Genomic DNA, 18,407 nt, shown 5'->3' on the forward strand with positions numbered 1-18,407 from the left:
AAATTATGAAATATATTCTTACTGCTCTATTAATGATGATAGCCGCATGGGAAGCCTCCTCCCAGCCTGCGGTCAACGAAATCCTTTCCAGAATAGACAAAAACATGTCGTCAGAAAACAGGGTGTTTGAGGCCACCATGACAATCCACGGAAGAAGGAGCAGCCGCTCGGTAACCTCCAAATCTTACACCATTGGCGACAAGAAATCATATACAGAATATCTTTCCCCCGCACGAGATAAAGGTACCAAGATGCTGAAGCTTGAAAATCAGTTGTGGATCTATTCACCATCGACTGACAGGATTATTGAAATTTCAGGCCATATGCTCAGGCAGTCGGTGATGGGATCCGATCTTTCTTATGAAGACATGATGGAGGACCGGAAACTGCAGGATGTTTACGATGGAAAAGTGACCGGCACTGAGACGATTGACGGCAGAAAAACCTGGGTTCTGGATTTAACGGCAAAGGTTCCCGATGTAGCCTATGCCAGGCGAAAACTATGGATTGATACGGAACGCTTTGTCCCGTTGAAAGAAGAAATGTATGCCAAGAGCGGGCAATTGCTCAAAAGGACAACCTTGTCTAAAGTAACCCGGATCAATAATCGCTGGTTTCCTACACAAGCGAATTATAAAGACGTGCTTAAGCAGGGAGACGGGACCGATTTTACCATCACAAATATTAAGTTTGATCAACCTATTCCCGCTTACTTGTTTAGCAAAGCTTCTCTTAAAAAATAATTATCACGACTTAGTTACCTTTTCACGACGTGGATTTCAGGAATTTACCAAACGCAACAACTGATCTTTGGGCCCGCCGCAAGCGATCCTCCTGGTCACCTAATTTTTAAACTTCATGCCCAGGTTGTACATGGTAAATGCCCAGATGTCGGCCGCTTCACTGATGACCTTTTGAGTTGGTTTACCCGCCCCGTGCCCTGCATTGGTTTCAATGCGAATAAGTACGGGATTATTCCCCTGTTGATACTCTTGCAGCCTGGTAGCGAATTTAAAGGAATGTGCCGGTACGACCCTGTCATCATGATCACCGGTTGTGATCAGCGTTGCAGGATAAGAAACATTTTTTTTCAGATTATGATATGGTGAATATTTATACAGATAGGGGAAATACTTTGCGGAGTCGGCGCTGCCGTATTCCGTCACCCATCCCCATCCTACCGTGAATTTTTGAAATCGCAACATATCCAATACGCCTACCTGCGGAATCGCCACCTTAAAAAGATCCGGGCGCTGAGTCATCACAGCACCGACCAGGAGCCCCCCGTTGCTGCCGCCGCGCATTGCCATTTTCTCTGACCTGGAAAATTTCTTGTCAATCAGATATTGCGCTGCGGCAATAAAATCGTCAAATACGTTTTGTTTTTTTAGCAGCATCCCAGCTTTGTGCCAGGGTTCTCCATATTCGCTACCACCCCTTAGGTTGACCACAGCATAAATGCCGCCCTGTTCTATGAAGAATGCGCTACTTACGCCGAATCCGGGTGTCATCGGTATATTAAATCCGCCGTACCCATACAGCAGTACAGGATTATTACTATCTTTCTTTAACCCTTTTTTATAGGTCAAAAACATGGGTACCCGGGTACCATCCTTGCTGGTGAAGAACACCTGATCTGTCACGATATCGTCGAGTCGCAGATTTACCTTGGTTTTTCTGAACAAGGTAGATTGCCCGGTTGCTATGTGATAACGATAAATAGTTGGTGGCGTTCCAAAAGAAGAATAGCTATAGAAGAGATCGCTGTCGCCCATTTCCGCATCAAAACCTGCTGCGGTCCCGACTCCCGGCAGTTTTACTTCCCGGATCAACTTTCCCTTATAATCATACTGAACAATTTTTGAAGCCGCATCTTTCAAATAGGCAGCGAAAAGATATCTTCCTCCCGTGCCCACCTGTTGCAGCGCATTCCTGTTTTCAGCTACCAGTGTTTTCCAGTTTTCGCGGGCCGGCTTACGTGGATCCACTACAACAATCCTGTAATTGGGAGCCTGAAAATTTGTCTTCAGTAGCAGGTGATCGCCATCGTTGTCAATAACCGCCGATTCGGTATCGAACCCCTTCACCAGCAACCTGAACGATGACTGGCTTTTGTCTTTCTTATCCCAATACCAGAGTTCCGATCCGCTGGTTCCCTCCGAAATATCCAGTATTAGAAATCGCTGGTTTTCCGTCAGGCCAACCCCAAAATAGCGAAGCGGATGATCTCTGTCCTGGTAAATGATCCGGTCATTTTCCTGCGAGGTCCCCAGTTGGTGATAATATACTTTCTGAAACTCATTTTTCCCACTCAGCTTCTTAGCTTCATCCGGTTTCTCATATCCGCTGTAATAAAACCCCTCTTCTCCTTGCCAGGCCGCACCACCGAATTTTGTCCATTGAATTTTGTCGGCCGTAAGCCTGCCGGTTTCCATATCCATCACAAATATCTCCGACCAGTCGCTGCCAGCTTTTGAAATAGAATAGGCCATCCATTTTCCGGATTTTGAAAAAGACAACCCTCCCAATGATACGGTACCGTCTTTGCTCAGTGTATTTGGATCAATGATTACTTCGGGAGTTGCATGCAGATCCCGTGCGCGATATAATACGCTTTGGTTTTGTAAGCCGTCATTTTTAAAAAAATAGTAGAATTTTCCTTTCTTAAACGGCGCTCCGAATTTGGGATAGTTCCATAGTTTTTCCAGGCGGTCTCTGATCTGGTTCCGGTAGGGAATTTCTGAAAGATATCTGTCCGTTAACCTGTTTTGTTCCGTCACCCAGACAGCAGTATTTGCGGCGCGATCATCTTCGAGCCACCTGTAAGGGTCGTCCACGCGGGTACCAAAATAATCATCCGAAACAACTTCTTTCGCCGTAACGGGATACTGGATTTGGGAATAAGCTTTCATTCCAACAAAAAATACAAACAGCAAGACAATTTTCTTCATACTCCGGTAGTATTATATTTGCATCGAATATATTTAGAAAATCTATTTAAATGCTAAACCACCCTGATCTGCTTTCGCCAAATCAGGAAAAGGGACTGCACCCGATGAATACAGTCCCTTTTAGAATTCAATTTTATTAAGCCACAGTTTCTGCGATCGTCAGCCATTCCTCGCTAATAGACTGTTTCGCTTTCACTGCCTCATCGAGCGGTGTAAACTTAACTTTATCGTTAATTACGCCAATCATTACATTGTGTTTTCCGTCCATCAGACACTGCACTGCATGGTATCCGAGGCGGGTCGCAAGCAGCCGGTCTGAAGCCGACGGGGAGCCTCCCCGCTGAATGTGGCCTAGAATACACATTCTGACGTCCGCGGAAGGTAAACTCAGTTTCAGATAATTTTTAATCCCTTCAGCGCCGCCATATTCGTCGCCTTCTGTAACGACGATCAGGTTGACGTGTTTATGCCGGGTTCCCTTGGAAGAGAGATCTGCCACTAATTTCAGTAAGTCGGCCTTCTTTTCTGGTATCAGGATGCTTTCTGCCCCCGTTGAAATTCCACTGTTCAGGGCAATATAGCCTGCATCCCTACCCATTACTTCTACGACGAACAAACGCTCATGCGCCTCCATAGTATCCCTGATCTTATCGATCGCACTGACTGCAGTATTCACTGCCGTGTCGAAGCCGATGGTGGAATCTGTTCCTGCCATATCTTTATCGATGGTTCCAGGAATACCTACGCATGGAATATCAAACTCGCTACTGAACGCACGCGCACCTCTGAAACTACCATCACCTCCTATGACCACCAGACCTTCAATGCCGTGTTTTTTAAGATTCTCATACGCTTTTTTCCTACCTTCAGGAGTTTGAAACTCTTTGCTCCTGGCGGTTTTCAAGATGGTCCCGCCACGCTGTATAATGTTTGACACTCCTCTGCGGTCAAACTTGTGAATCTCGTTATCGATCATGCCACTATAACCCCGGGTAATCCCAAAAGCCTCAATGTCATGGTGCCAGGCCGTTTTGACAACGGCTCTAATCGCTGCATTCATTCCCGGTGCATCTCCACCAGATGTTAAGACTCCGATCTTTGAAATTTTCTTCACTGCCATAAATAAACGTTTTTTATCTAACTTCTTTTTGTCAATTTCGATTCAATGCCGGACGAGAAACCGGCTCATTTTGAGGCCGCAAAGTTACTAATTACCCGGTTGAATTGAAAATAACATTTTGTAAAATCAAGGTCTCCGGAAGTGATTTATATCATATCTGCCCTTGTGGACTTCTGAATCATCCCCGATCATGCGTATTTTTCAGGAAGCTTTTTTGACCGGTGCAGCTTCTAAAACTGACAATGCGTTTTAGCCTATATTTGCGTAATTTTTAAAAATAACAAAACGCTATTATGAACAAAAGTATTTTAATCCTGGCCGGTGGCGGTCCCGCACCCGGAATAAATACAGTGATTAGTTCGGTTTCAAAAATTTTTTTGAGGGACGGGTACCGTGTTATTGGCCTTCACGATGGGTATAAAAACCTTTTCACGGAGAATCCTTCTTTTGTAGAGATCAACTTTGAGCTTGCCGACGGGATTCTTGGCCGTGGAGGCAGCATGTTGCGCATGAGCCGCTATAAGCCAGCGGACCTTGAATTCAAAACAGATTTTTTCGTGAAGAATAACGTAAAACTGCTCGTTACCATCGGCGGGGATGACACGGCTTCTACTGCTAACCGGATTGCAAAATATATGGTGGACAAAAAGTTCCCCATTCAGAATATTCACGTTCCTAAAACAATTGATAACGATCTGCCCCTGCCGGATGGTATGCCAACCTTTGGCTATCAAAGTGCCAAGGAAGAAGGCGTGCGTATCGGAAGGACAATATACGAGGACGCCCGCTCGTCCGGGAACTGGTTTGTCATTTCGGCAATGGGCCGGGAAGCCGGTCACCTGGCATTTGGGATCGGAGCCGCCTGTCATTTCCCCATGATCATTATTCCGGAAATGTTTAACAAGACCAAACTTACACTGGACAAGATCACAAAACTTATAATTTCCGCCATTATCAAAAGGAAGATCCTGGGGATCCCATACGGAGTAGCTATTGTCAGTGAAGGCGTGTTTCACTTTATGAGCGATGACGATATTGAATCTTCCGGTATACAATTTACGTATGACGAACACGGTCACCCGGAGCTCGGCAACGTGAGCAAGGCGCATATTTATAACCTATTACTTCAGATCAAGCTGAAGCAATTGAGTATAAATGTCAAGAGCCGCCCGGTAGAAATGGGTTATGAACTGCGTTGCCTGGTGCCCTCTGCTTATGATCTGCAATACTGCAGCTACCTTGGTATCGGCGTTAAAAAATTATTTGATCAGGGAATGACCGGCTGTGTTGTAACTGCGGATACAACGGGAGATGTGCATCCTTTATACCTGAAAGACGTGGAAGATAAGAACGGAAAGGTTCGTACCCGCCTGGTAAATATGGAAGCGCACGATGCACAAATGGTCTTTAATGACAGCATCCAGTACCTGATGTCAGAAGATGTAAAGGCTGCGGGTAAATACCTGAAAGATCCCGAAGAGTACGTCTTTAAGCATATCCTCGAATGGGATTGATTATTTAAACGTTATGAGACAACGCGCCGCCCCAAATGGCGGCGTTTTGTTTTCATCTGAAAAAAAAGTATTCAGTCTGGCCTCTCTGGCCGACCTACCTTACTTCGGCTGGCAATTCCTTTACTTAGATACTCTTTAGGCCCTGGAACACCGTCAGCAGGCTGAAATTTTAAATTATTACTAATTTCATCCGGATCTGAAATAAAAAACAGATATTGCAGCCTTCAATAAGTACATCGGAATGATTTCAAAAAACATCAAAACTGGAACGAAAACTACCCACCCCCGGGAAGAACCGGCTGAATTTAACCGCACAAAAATTGTTGCCACTGTGGGACCAGCCTGCAACACCTACGACCAATTACTGGGTCTGGTGCGGGCGGGCGTGAACGTGTTCCGTCTGAACTTTTCACACGGTGTTTACGAAGAAAAAAAGAGGGTCATTGATTATATCGGCGAGATCAACCGGAAAGAAAAAAAACATGTAGCTATTCTGGGCGACTTACAGGGTCCGAAACTCAGGGTCGGCGAAGTAGAAAGCGGGGGCGTATTGGTCAGCCCGGGTGACAAATTTGTATTTACCAACACCAGGCTTGTAGGGAATAAAGAACGTATGTATATCTCCTACCCCAATTTTCACAACGATGTAAAAGTGGGTAACAAAATAATGATCGATGACGGAAAAATTGAAGTTGAAGTCAGAAAGATCCTGCCTAATAATGACGTGTTGGTTGAGGTGTTGCTGGGTGGCGTAATCACATCCAAAAAAGGAGTGAACCTCCCGGACACCCATATATCGTTACCTGCGCTCACCGCTAAAGATCTGGCTGATCTTGACTTTATTATTGGAAACGAGTTGGGTTGGGTGGCACTATCCTTTGTGAGGCAGGTTGAGGACATAAAAAAGCTCAGGAAGATTCTTGATAAACATAACAGCAAGACCAAGATCATTGCAAAGATTGAAATGCCTGAGGCCATCCCTAATATCCGTGAAATTATCAACGCTTCGGATGGCGTCATGATCGCGAGAGGGGATCTGGGCGTGGAACTGCCAGTGGAGAAAGTACCCCTGATTCAGAAGAATATTATCAGAAAATGTATTCATCGTGCGAAGCCTGTTATTGTGGCCACCCAGATGATGGAAAGTATGATAGAGCGTACCAAGCCCAACCGGAGCGAGATAACAGACGTAGCGAACGCCGTGCTGGAAGGCGCAGACGCGTTAATGCTGAGCGGCGAGACAGCTACCGGCCAACACCCGCAATTGGTGGTGGAGACCATGAAAAAAATCATCCTCGAAATTGAAAATACGGAGTATCGCTATTACCTGGCCGATGAACTTCAACCGCAGCCGCACTCTCCTACGCTTGCCAGCGACGCTATTTGTTATAATGCGTGTAACCTGGCAAAAGATATTGCTGCACATGCCCTGGTTGGTATGACGCAGAGCGGCTACACCGGATTTATGCTAAGCAGCTACCGGCCAAAAGTCCCACTGTACATATTTACCAAGGAGGTCAGCCTCATCAACCAATTAAGTCTGTCCTGGGGAACGCGTAGTTTTTTTTATGATGATGATGCGGTAGATCTGGACACCATCTTTGCCGACCAGATTGAAATCCTCAAAAAAAATGGGCTGGTAAAAAAGGGTGATGTTGTGGTGAGCACCGGCAGCACACCCGTACACCTTAAATTACTCACGAATACGATCAAGGTTACAGATGTAAGCTGATAGCCTGACAGATGGAGTCCTGTCATGCTTTTTGATCAGTCACGCGTGACTAATCAAAGCCTGCGTATCTTAATATTCCGGAACCAGACGCTATTTCCATGATCCTGTAGTCCGATCCTGCCTGTATGGAAGGTCCCAAAATCCGGCATGTTTTTGAATTTACTTCCGGCAATTAACCTTTGCCAGGCATCTCCCCAGAGCTGGGTACTCAGGATATGCACTTCGTTGAGGTAGAAATCAAGTTTTCCGTTGTTAGCCCGTATCAGCACGTGATTCCACTCCAGCGGCCGGACCACGGGTTCAGGCTTCGCAGAAATCAGATCATATAAATCTCCTGCCCGGTGCTTCGGGATCTTACCATCGGAATGACTGTCATTGTCGAGCAACTGGAACTCAGGTCCAGTACTCCACATATGCGGATACTTGTTCTTATCTTCTTTCACGTAGAAGCAGATACCCGAATTTCCGCCATGATCAATCTTCCAGTCGAGCTGAAGCTCAAAATTCCCATATTCCTCATCGGTTACAATATCGCCACCGCTTTTAACTTGCCAGCCTTCTTTGTTACCCGCATCCAGGAACAGGGTACCATTAATTGGCTTCCATGCATTTCCGATAGAACGGGAGCCATATGCATGCCAGCCATCGGTTGAGCTACCGTCAAATAGTAGTTTCCAGCCGGCTGCTTTTTCGGATCGCGAAAGTGTATTAACCGTTGCCACGGTAACAGGTGACGGTGCTGGTGCTGCCGGAGCGGGAGGGTTATTATGCTTTACGGGTGGCGCCGGCGCTGGCTTTGCGGGCGCGGTAGCTGGCCGGGGCGGCGCGCAATTACTCAATGCCAGGGCTATTGCGATAACCGGCAGAATGATTTTTTTCATAACGATCAATACCAGAGGCTTAATCCAAAGGATTTATTGATTGAGCAACAAAATGTAATCTACCATTGCTTTTGCATCATCCATAGAGACATTGGGGTGTGGTGTCATGGGTACTTCTCCCCACACGCCTGCACCGCCATCAATGATCTTCTTGGCCAGACGGGCAACAGTGTCCGCGTTGGCACCGGCATATTTCTTAGCCACTTCCCGGTAAGCCGGGCCAGTCAGCTTTTCATCTATTTTGTGACAGGTCAGGCATTGATTTTTGGCAACCAACTCCATACCTTTTACATATACAGGATTCGAAGACAAATCAGCACCTGCTTTCTTAATCATACTCGCCGGAGGAGTAGCACTTGAAGACGAGGAAGATTCATTACCTCCGCAAGAGGCTAGCATTAAGGTTGCGAGAACCAGGGAAAAAACTTTCATCTTTAACATAATTAATCGTTTGGCTTAAAATGTAAATATAGGCCATTTTGCAGTTGAGCATCATTTTTTTTGACCGTTCATTACAAAACATTAACGAAAAATAAAAAAAATCGGATTCCGGGCTGATAAATTTTGGAATAAGTTAAAAAGTACTAATTTTAGGCGATTTTTTAAACTGTGCCAGTGAATGCCTGTACATGTTGTCATAGAAAACGACGATCTCCGTAATCCGGCACTCCTACCAGATCTCATTGACTTATTATATTCATTCATCAATTAAATTGAAGCCATGTCATCAAAAATTACAAGAAAAAAATTTCTACAAAACGGAACTGCAGCTGCCGCGGCTTTTACTATTGTGCCGTCGACCGTCTTCGGCAAAAAATTTGGGCATATCGCCCCCACTGACAAGTTGAATATCGCCGGTATCGGCGTAGGCGGGATGGGTTTCGGGAACCTGAAAAGGATGACCACCGAAAACATCGTCGGCCTTGCAGATGTGGATTGGGGTTACGCGGGTAAAAATGGTGTGTTTGATGCATTTCCCAACGCTAAAAAATATTATGATTACCGGAAGATGTACGATGAGATCGGAAAGTCGATTGATGCCGTCCTGATCGCAACCGCAGACCATACACACGCCATTGTGGCCGCAGAAGCCATGACGATGGGGAAACACGTGTACTGCCAAAAGCCGCTTACACACAGCGTGTATGAGTCACGGCTCCTGACCAAGCTGGCCGACAAATATAAAGTGGCCACTCAAATGGGTAACCAGGGTGCATCTGGCGCTGGAGTTCGCCAGGTCTGCGACTGGATATGGAACGGTGAAATTGGAGAAGTTAGACGAGTGGAAGCTTTTACTGACCGCCCGATCTGGCCGCAGGGACTGAACACACCGGAACAATCCGTTACACCTGCGGATACGCTGAACTGGGATCTGTTTATCGGACCAGCGAAATATCGCGAATACAATCCAATATACACACCGTGGAACTGGCGCGGCTGGTGGGATTTTGGAACAGGCGCACTAGGCGATATGGCTTGTCACATTCTACATCCTGTATTCAAAGGTCTGAATTTAATGTATCCCACTAAAGTTCAGGGAAGCTCTACCCTGCTGCTGAATGATAGCGCACCAGTAGCCCAAACAGTTAAATATGTATTCCCCGAAAGGAAAAGAATGTATAAGACTGCAATGCCGCAGGTAGAAGTGACCTGGTATGATGGAGGACTGAAACCTGAACGTCCAAAAGGAGTACCTCAGGGTAAAGACATGAACGATCAAGGCGGCGGCGTAATATTCTACGGAACCAAGGACACCCTGCTTTGCGGATGCTATGGAGTTAACCCCTGGCTCGTATCCGGGCGTAAACCCAGCGTACCAAAGCATAACAGGGAAGTGACTCTTTCCCACGAAATGGACTGGGTACGTGCATGTAAGGAAAGCGCTTCCAGCAGGGTACCGACCTCATCCCCGTTCAACGAAGCTGGTCCGTTTAATGAAATGGTAGCTATGGGCGTGCTGGCAGTTCGGCTGCAATCACTGAATCAGGTGTTGGATTGGGACGGCGCAAATATGCGTTTCACCAATATCCCCGCAGATGCTAAAATCAAGACGGTTATGAAGGACGGATTCAAGATCCATGACGGCCACCCAACCTTTAATAAAACATGGACGGAACCGACGGACGCAACGGCTTACGCATCTGAACTGATCAAACACACGTATCGTCAAGGTTGGAAACTTCCCGACATGCCCCGATAATTAATACGCATAACATAAATAAAATATATTAAAGCTATTAGCATGAAAAAAGTTTTATACCTGCTTACTACTATAACCTTAACAACGATGCTCATAACTTCCTGCAACAACGGAGCGAAAGAGAATAAAGAAGGCGAAGAAAAAGATTCCACCAAGGCCGTGGCCGCCGATACAGCAAACAAAGATCTGTCTCAGGCAGATTGGAATGCCATAGCGGCAAAGGCTGATTCAGGATGGATCACACTGTTTGATGGCACCAGCACCAAGGGCTGGCGGGGCTACGGCCGCGCAGATCTGCCCAAAGCATGGGTCATCGAAGATGGCGCCCTTAAAATTAAAGGATCGGGCGAGGGTGAAGCCGGTGCGAAAGATGGTGGCGACATAATTTTTGGAAAAAAATTCAAGAATTTTGAGCTCTCATTTGAGTACAAGGTATCTAAAGGCGGGAACAGCGGCGTTTTCTATCTCGCTCAGGAAATTCCTGGCGAACCGATATGGAAATCCTCTCCTGAATACCAGGTTCTTGACAACGCCAATCACCCCGATGCCAAACTTGGCAAAGACGGTAACCGTCAGTCTGCTTCACTCTACGATCTGATTCCGGCTAAGCCGCAGAATGCCAAACCTTTTGGCGAATGGAATACAGGCGGGATCATGGTTTATAAAGGAACTGTGGTGCATAAACAAAATGGATCTAATGTTGTGGAATATCACCTTTGGACAGATGACTGGAAGAAAATGATTGACGAAAGTAAGTTCAAGGGATGGGAGCATTTCATTAATGCCGGTGGACCAGAACATGAAGGATATATCGGGCTGCAGGATCATGGCGATGATGTGTGGTACCGGAATATCAAGATTAAAATTTTAGACTAGGATTTAATTTTTTTATTGAAAGTGTTCCGGCATTCATTGCCCGAACACTTTTTTTCTTTCAAACTAACTACAAATGAACCTCAAGTTATTATACACATGCCTGGCTTTCTTTTCTGCCAGCCTTCTTCTGGGATGTGCAGGCCCAAAGAATTCAGGATCTCAAAAACTTGCCAGAAATCAGAAGAAAATCTATCTGCAGTTATATTCAGTCAGGGATGATATCCGGAAAGATTTTTCCGGCACCATCGAACAGGTAGGCAAAATCGGGTTTACCGGTGTGGAAGCCGCCGGCTACAACGAAGGAAAATTCTACAACCTGACCCCTGGCGAGTTCAGGTCAGCCATTGAAAAGAACGGCATGATCGTGTTGTCCTCACACACTGCGAAGTCGCTCGACCGCGATATTTCGAAAACTAACTGGGAAGCCATCTGGAAATGGTGGGATCAATGTATTGCAGACCATAAAGCCGCCGGCATGAAGTACTTAGTAGTGCCTTCAATGCCTGCGCCCAAAACGCTGGCAGACCTGAAGGCTTACTGCGACTACTTTAACCAAATTGGTGAGCGGTGCAATAAACAGGGAATCAGGTTTGGATATCATAATCACCATTTTGAATTTAATGAAGTGGAGGGCCAGCGGATTTATGATTTCATGCTGAAAAACACAGACCCTTCCAAAGTGTTTTTTGAAATGGATGTCTACTGGACTATGAGAGGCGGACAAAGCCCGGTGGAGTATTTTGAAAAATACCCCGGTAGATTTGAAATACTTCATATAAAAGATCATAAAGAACTTGGGCAGAGTGGTATGGTAGGTTTTGATGCTATATTCAGGCACACCGGTGTTGGCGGAATGAAACATGCGGTCGTTGAAGTTGAAGCTTATAATTTTGCTCCCATTGAAAGTATCAGAAAAAGTTACGACTACCTGATTAATCTGAAAGAGTTCTAATTCATCCATCCGTGGCCTCTTTTTTGAGAATGTTTTTATACAAATTAAAACCCCATCAACATGTACAACAGAAAAGAATTCATTAAACTCTCGGGTGCGGCGGCGCTCGGCCTCACGCTCACCTTCAAAGATTCCCTGACCAAAGATCCTTTCAGCAAGGGAACAATTAAGAACCTGGGCATCCAGATCTATTCAGTACGGGATGACCTGCCTCGTGATCCCGCAGGTGTTTTAAAACAGCTATCATCGTTTGGGTACAAAGAAATTGAAAGCTTTGAGGGTGGACAGGGTATGTTTTGGGGAATGGGCGCAGCAGGTTTCAAGAAATATATGGATTCCCTGAATATGAAAATTGTGAGCAGCCATTGTGATTTCAGAAAGGATTTTGAAAAAAAGGCCGCGGATGCTGCTGCAATCGGTATGTCTTACCTGATCTGTCCTTACATAGGAAAACAGCCCACCCTGGACCAGTACAAAAAGATTGCGGACGATTTCAATGTAGCAAGTGAGATATGCAGGAAAAATGGAATACGTTTTGCTTATCACAACCATGACTATTCATTCAGGTTACAGGACGGACAGTATCCCCAGGATATCTTTATGAAGAATGCGACCCACCCTTCCATGGATTTTGAAATGGATATGTACTGGGTGGTTTCGGCCGGTCAGGACCCCGTTGCCTGGCTTAAAAAATATCCCGGCAAGTTCAAGTTATGTCATATCAAAGACAGGACTAAGGGTATTGCTCCGAAGCCCGGGGAAAAAAACGTCAGTTGCATTGTTGGAAAAGGATCTATCAATTACGGCGCGATATTGAAAGAGGCCAAAAAGCTGGGCATGTCCCATTATATCCTGGAACAGGAGGCATATGAAAAGGCACCTCTGGAGTGTGTGAAAGAAGGTGCGGCCTATCTGAATAACCTTAATTTTTAAAACGAGGCTGACGTCCTCGGCTAAATTGCCGGTAGGTGCCTGTAACCCCTGACACTAAAGGGGTGCAGGCAAATGCTGGTGGCCTAATGAAAAGGATATACGATTGAAGTCATTCAAGTTTCCGAGATCTTCCTACTTTAGGAAATCTTTTGCCCGTTGATATCAAATACCAGGGAGCTTCCTCAATATATTGTTGAAAATAAGGTAATAAAGGGGAATGTTTGAGTACACATTTTTACTTATCTTCGAAACTTATTATTCCCTTACTACAAAGCCATAGCAAATCAACATATGAAACAAAGCTTGAAAAATTTTTCTGACGCAGTAGAATGTAACTGCGAAGTTCGCTGTCTGCCCAACAGGCAGGCATTGGACAAAATCATTAACCGCCAAAGGCGGTGACCTAAAAAATATATTAATGAAACGACGGAAATTTATCAGGAGCAGCATAGCTACGCTTGCAGGCCTTTACATCGTACCTTCTCATGTCCTTGGTGGCAACAGGCATATTGCCCCAAGTGATCAGCTTACCAAAGCGATCATAGGCGTTGGCGCCATGGGACAGGGTCATATCAAATATCCAGGTTCGAGACTGATCGCCATTTGTGACGTGGATGAAAAACATCTGGCAACGGCACTGTCCAAATCACCACAAGGGACCAAAACATATCACGACTACCGAGAACTTTTACAGAACCCGGAAATCGATATTGTTCATATTGCCACGCCCCCTCATTGGCATGGGATCATGAGCGCGGATGCGGCACTTGCCGGAAAGGACGTTTGGTGCGAGAAGCCCATGACACGCACTATTGGCGAAGGCAAAAGAGTTCGTGAGGCCATACAGCAGTCAGGCAAAATGTTCAGATTAAATACCTGGTTCAGATTCAAAGATAGCTTTTACGGCATGAGAACCCCGGTACAGCCTATCAAGAAACTGGTCGCAAGCGGACTTCTGGGCTGGCCATTAAAAGTAACCATAAATGCCAGCACCGGGTTTGACTGGAAATTCTACTGGGTGGGAAAAACTAACCTGGATGTACAACCCGTTCCGCCTGAACTGGATTACAACATGTGGTTAGGGCCCGCTCCATTCAAACCCTATAATCCACACAGGGTACATGGCACATTCAGGGGCTATTGGGACTATGATGGCGGAGGTCTGGGAGACATGGGTCAGCATTATCTTGATCCGGTCCAATATATCCTGGATAAAGACCAGACGAGTCCGGTTCGCATTGACGTGGATGCACCACAACAAAATCCGGATGCCGCAGGTACCTGGAGAAGAATTGAACTGATCTACACAGACGGATGTAAAATAGTTCTTGATGGAGAAAACAGGGATAAAAACGCTGCTTTTATTGAAGGACCTAAGGGTAAGCTTTTCCCTGGTATGAGATCAGATATTCCGGACCTGGAAAAAAAACTGGCAGCCTTCCCCGAACCGGCACCCCAGCTCACCGATTTTTCAGAATCCGTAAAACGCAGACAAAAATTCGCCCTCAACGAGGAAAACGGATTCCGGTCAGCCACCCTGGTAAACCTGGCCATTGCAGGAGTCAGACTTGGCCGGTCTCTTGATTTTGATCCTGTAAAACTCGAATTTATTAATGACCCTGTCGCTAACAAATTAATCAGCCAACCGATGAGGACACCCTGGGCCCTTTGATGATCTCTAAATACCAAACAATGAAAAGGAATTATCTATATCTTCTCCCATTTCTACTTCTTGCCGTTCAGCTTTCCGGTCAGCCTAAAACGGACCTGAGGACCACTCAAACAAAAGTTGCCGACCTTCTGATGCAGTTTCCTGCACAGAATGGAGCCCAGCTCAACCAAGCTGTGACCGAACTCTCGGGACTGGGCGAACCAGGAATTCTCCAGATCACTTCACGAATCGTTGCTCCGGGTAACGGCGATGACGCTGCCCAGCGCGACGCGATTAGTGGGCTGATGAAATACACCGGCAAATCGAGTGACAAGAATAAAGTGAAACTGGCTTCTGTCGCAATGACCAAAGCGATTGCCAGAGCCACCAACGATGAAGTGAAGGATTTTCTCTTACAGGAATTGCAATGGGTTGCGGGAAATGAAGCCGTACCTTCGGTCAGCAAATATCTTGTTAGCCAGCGGCTAAGCGACCCCGCAGCAAGGGTATTGGTTCGGGTAAACTCACCGGTAGCAGGGCATGCATTACTTTCCGCGCTGAATAACGCTAAAAAAAGCCAGACACTCACCATTGTTAAGGCCCTTGGTGATATGCACTATTCCCCGGCGCAGAAAAAACTGGCACAACTTGCCTCCACAGCAACAGATCCGGATTTAAGAAAAGTACTATGGTATTCGCTGGCCAGGATCGGCGACCCACAATCACTACCGATTCTGGAAACCGCTGCTTCAAAGTCAGCTTTCAAATTCGGTAACGAAAATGCCACCGGATCCTATCTGTTATATTTAAGCAACCTTTTAAAGTCGGGCAGAAAAAATGAAGTGGCCGGAGCTGCAAAGCGACTGCTGACGAACCCTTCAGTACCGGAATCTTTCAGATCTCCCGCGTTATCGCTCCTGTCAGAGGCTGAAGGACCCGCATCCCTCCCACAGTTGATAGAAGCATTGAAATCATCAGACAAAAAATACCAGGGAACAGCTCTGTCCAACCTGGCAAATCTTTATTCGCCTGCGATTTCAACAGAGTTGCAACAGATTGCCAGGGACAGCAGGGATCAGGATCTGACGGCCGAAATTATCACCATGATGGGACAAAAGAAAGATGCAGCCGGCATTCCATTATTTAAAGAATACTTGCAGGATAAATCGGGTGTTGTACAGACAGCGGCTGTTCAGGCCTTAGCAAGTGCTGGTGGAGAACAGGCTATATCGCCATTGATCGAATTGATGCTGAAGAGCGATAAGAACTTAATTGAGAAAACGGCATCGGCCCTTCAGACTATTAGCGGGAATCGCGTGGCTGACGCTGCGGCTGCAGCATTGCCCCGATCCTCCGGGGAAGCCAGGATTGCGCTGATCGGGATTCTTGCCAATCGCCAGGCAACAGCCTACTCAAACCTGATTCTGGCTGAAGCGGCCAGCAAAGACCCAGGGACCAGGCTCGCGGCGGTTCAGGCACTGCACTCAGTCGTTGGAAAAGAAGATACCGAACGGGTTGCGGCATTATTGACTCGGTCAGACAATGCGGCAGAAACAGAAGCCCTTCAAATGGCATTATTTCAAGCTTTAAACCAGGGAGATAAAACCCAGCTGGTAGCATCGGTAGAAAACCTCATGAAAGCTAATCCAACCGGTTCAACGCGCTATTATGATGTATTGGCTATGAACGGCAGTAAGAAAGCACTTCAAAAAATCGTGAATGAATACGAAACCGGTAAGGAAGAGCAACAAGCACTTGCAGTAAAGGCGCTGACCAGGTGGAGCAATTCGGATGCACTGGATGCCCTGTTTAATATTGCAAAAAAAACAAATAACAGCGCGTTTCGCGACCAGGCATTGACTAGTATTATCGAAGGCATCAACAAGACCTCCTACCCTACAGATCAAAAAGTTTTATTATTCAGAAAAGCGATGGACCTGGCAGACAAGGTCAGCCAGAAGCAAAATATTATCAATGGAATTTCGCGCAACAGTACGCTGCTCTCCCTGGTATTCGTGGCGAAATATCTGGATGATCCGCAACTGATGCCTACGGCCGTTTGGGCAGTTAACAATATCATTTTGGATAACCCGGGGTTAAACGGTGAAATGGTAGAGCGCATCGCTCAAAAATCAATTGAGCTCAACAAGCAGCCGGAATCCGAGTACGCCAAACAAGCCCTGCTCAGGCATTTAGCTGGTCTGCCTAAAGGCCCCGGTTTCGTCTCTATGTTCAATGGAACCGATTTGAGTGGCTGGAAAGGTCTGGTTGAAAATCCTATTGCCAGGGCTAAGATGAGTGCGTCCGAGCTTGCTGCCAAACAGGTAAAGGCAGATGAACAAATGAGAAAAGACTGGCGCGTGGAAAATGGTGTGCTGGTATTTGAAGGAAAAGGATTTGACAACCTCGTATCCACCAAAATGTACCAGGATTTTGACCTGGTCCTGGATTGGCGTATGGAAGCCAAGGGCGATGGCGGCGTGTACCTGCGAGGATCACCGCAGGTTCAGACCTGGGACACTTCCCGTGTGGAAGTGGGTGCGCAGGTAGGGTCCGGAGGATTGTACAACAATAAAACGCATGCCAGCAATCCATTGGTGGTGGCGGATAATCCTATCAACGACTGGAATACATTCCGTATCCGAATGGTAGGCGACCGTGTTACGGTTTACCTCAATGGGCAACTGGTAACAAACCAGGTGGTTTTGGAGAATTACTGGGATAGAAAACTACCAATTTTTGATAAAGAAGCGATTGAACTTCAGGCACACGGTACCCGCCTCGAATTTCGCGATGTCTATGTGCGGGAAATCCCCCGGCCGGAACCTTACGCAGTTAGCGAACAGGAAAAGAAAGAAGGATTTGTTCCTCTATTCAATGGGAAGGATCTGGAAGGCTGGACGGGAAACAAGAACAACTACTTTGCTTCCGGCGGCATGATCGTGTGCGAGCCCGCATCAAAATCCGAGCGGGGCGAAAATCGGAATCTTTATACAGAAAAGGAATACAGTAATTTCGTCATGCGTTTTGAATTTCAATTAACACCGGGTGCGAACAATGGATTGGGTATCCGGACACCAACTGAAGGTGATGCGGCTTATGTTGGCATGGAAATTCAGATCCTGGATAATGAAGCGCCGATTTACAAAGACCTGCACGAGTACCAGTATCACGGCTCCGTATATGGCGTCATTCCTGCGTTGCGGGGTTACCTGAAACCCGTGGGTGAATGGAATGAAGAGGAAGTTACCGCTAATGGAAATCGAATCATTGTTAAACTGAATGGAAAGGTAATCCTGGATGGCGACATAGCTGTTGCCAGCAAGAATAATACACAGACCGCTGATAAGAAGCCGCATCCGGGGCTATTGAACAAAAAAGGTCATATCGGGTTCCTGGGACATGGATCGGCGCTGAAATTCAGAAACCTGAGAATAAAGGAACTGGGAGGGAAAAATTAGACGTTAGATTTTAGATATCAGATATTAATTTTTTAATATATATAAGTAACCCCTGCCACTACCCTACCTCCACGCCTCTGACGTGCGTGACAAGGTTAAAATCTTTATCCTTACAGGATTGAGAAGGATGAGCCGA

General features: G+C 46.2%; 13 protein-coding genes. 9 read left to right on the forward strand and 4 right to left on the reverse strand.

Annotation, left to right across the window (positions count from 1 at the left end):
- Positions 1 to 5: 5 nt before the first annotated feature.
- The gene (locus tag AC3WS5_RS07990; RefSeq protein WP_492466770.1) at positions 6 to 743 is read left to right on the forward strand and encodes an outer membrane lipoprotein-sorting protein; all 738 of its coding nucleotides are present in this window, start codon (positions 6 to 8) and stop codon (positions 741 to 743) included.
- Positions 744 to 842: 99 nt separating this feature from the next.
- On the opposite strand, the gene AC3WS5_RS07995 is transcribed toward AC3WS5_RS07990, so the two are convergent.
- Both AC3WS5_RS07995 and pfkA read right to left on the reverse strand, forming a co-directional pair.
- Positions 843 to 2,951 (reverse strand): prolyl oligopeptidase family serine peptidase, encoded by a 2,109-nt coding sequence (locus tag AC3WS5_RS07995; protein ID WP_492466771.1) that lies wholly within the window; start codon positions 2,949 to 2,951, stop codon positions 843 to 845.
- Between the two features lie 136 nt (positions 2,952 to 3,087).
- Positions 3,088 to 4,071, reverse strand: coding sequence for a 6-phosphofructokinase (pfkA, locus tag AC3WS5_RS08000; protein WP_492466772.1), 984 nt, complete (start codon positions 4,069 to 4,071; stop codon positions 3,088 to 3,090).
- 293 nt (positions 4,072 to 4,364) lie between these two features.
- Between pfkA and AC3WS5_RS08005 the strand changes: the two genes are divergently transcribed.
- Together AC3WS5_RS08005 and pyk are read left to right on the forward strand one after the other, a co-directional pair.
- A complete protein-coding gene (locus AC3WS5_RS08005) occupies positions 4,365 to 5,585 on the forward strand; it encodes a 6-phosphofructokinase (RefSeq protein WP_492466773.1) in 1,221 nt (406 codons plus the stop codon).
- Positions 5,586 to 5,826: 241 nt separating this feature from the next.
- A complete protein-coding gene (gene pyk / locus AC3WS5_RS08010; protein ID WP_492466774.1) occupies positions 5,827 to 7,317 on the forward strand; it encodes a pyruvate kinase in 1,491 nt (496 codons plus the stop codon).
- 53 nt (positions 7,318 to 7,370) lie between these two features.
- Here the strand turns inward: pyk and AC3WS5_RS08015 are convergent, their stop codons facing one another.
- Positions 7,371 to 8,198 carry a 3-keto-disaccharide hydrolase gene (locus AC3WS5_RS08015; RefSeq protein ID WP_492466775.1) on the reverse strand — a complete coding sequence of 276 codons (828 nt, stop codon included), beginning with the start codon at positions 8,196 to 8,198 and terminating at the stop codon, positions 7,371 to 7,373.
- Positions 8,199 to 8,231: 33 nt separating this feature from the next.
- Positions 8,232 to 8,639, reverse strand: coding sequence for a c-type cytochrome (locus AC3WS5_RS08020; RefSeq protein ID WP_492466776.1), 408 nt, complete (start codon positions 8,637 to 8,639; stop codon positions 8,232 to 8,234).
- A gap of 280 nt (positions 8,640 to 8,919) precedes the next feature.
- Here AC3WS5_RS08020 and AC3WS5_RS08025 point away from each other — a divergent pair, with 280 nt between their 5' ends.
- From AC3WS5_RS08025 to AC3WS5_RS08050, 6 genes are all read left to right on the forward strand, one after another.
- On the forward strand, positions 8,920 to 10,398 hold the full coding sequence (locus tag AC3WS5_RS08025) for a glycoside 3-dehydrogenase (protein ID WP_492466777.1): 1,479 nt from the start codon (positions 8,920 to 8,922) through the stop codon (positions 10,396 to 10,398).
- A 42-nt stretch (positions 10,399 to 10,440) separates the two neighbouring features.
- Entirely contained in the window at positions 10,441 to 11,274 is an 834-nt protein-coding gene (locus AC3WS5_RS08030) for a 3-keto-disaccharide hydrolase (RefSeq protein WP_492466778.1), read from the forward strand.
- 73 nt (positions 11,275 to 11,347) lie between these two features.
- A complete protein-coding gene (locus tag AC3WS5_RS08035; RefSeq protein ID WP_492466779.1) occupies positions 11,348 to 12,226 on the forward strand; it encodes a sugar phosphate isomerase/epimerase family protein in 879 nt (292 codons plus the stop codon).
- A gap of 60 nt (positions 12,227 to 12,286) precedes the next feature.
- Positions 12,287 to 13,159, forward strand: coding sequence for a sugar phosphate isomerase/epimerase family protein (locus AC3WS5_RS08040; RefSeq protein ID WP_492466780.1), 873 nt, complete (start codon positions 12,287 to 12,289; stop codon positions 13,157 to 13,159).
- Between the two features lie 418 nt (positions 13,160 to 13,577).
- A complete protein-coding gene (locus AC3WS5_RS08045; protein ID WP_492466781.1) occupies positions 13,578 to 14,831 on the forward strand; it encodes a Gfo/Idh/MocA family oxidoreductase in 1,254 nt (417 codons plus the stop codon).
- A gap of 20 nt (positions 14,832 to 14,851) precedes the next feature.
- Positions 14,852 to 18,271 carry a DUF1080 domain-containing protein gene (locus AC3WS5_RS08050; protein WP_492466782.1) on the forward strand — a complete coding sequence of 1,140 codons (3,420 nt, stop codon included), beginning with the start codon at positions 14,852 to 14,854 and terminating at the stop codon, positions 18,269 to 18,271.
- Positions 18,272 to 18,407 lie beyond the last annotated feature (136 nt).

Source organism: Niabella sp. CPT15-335-S11 (assembly GCF_058792415.1).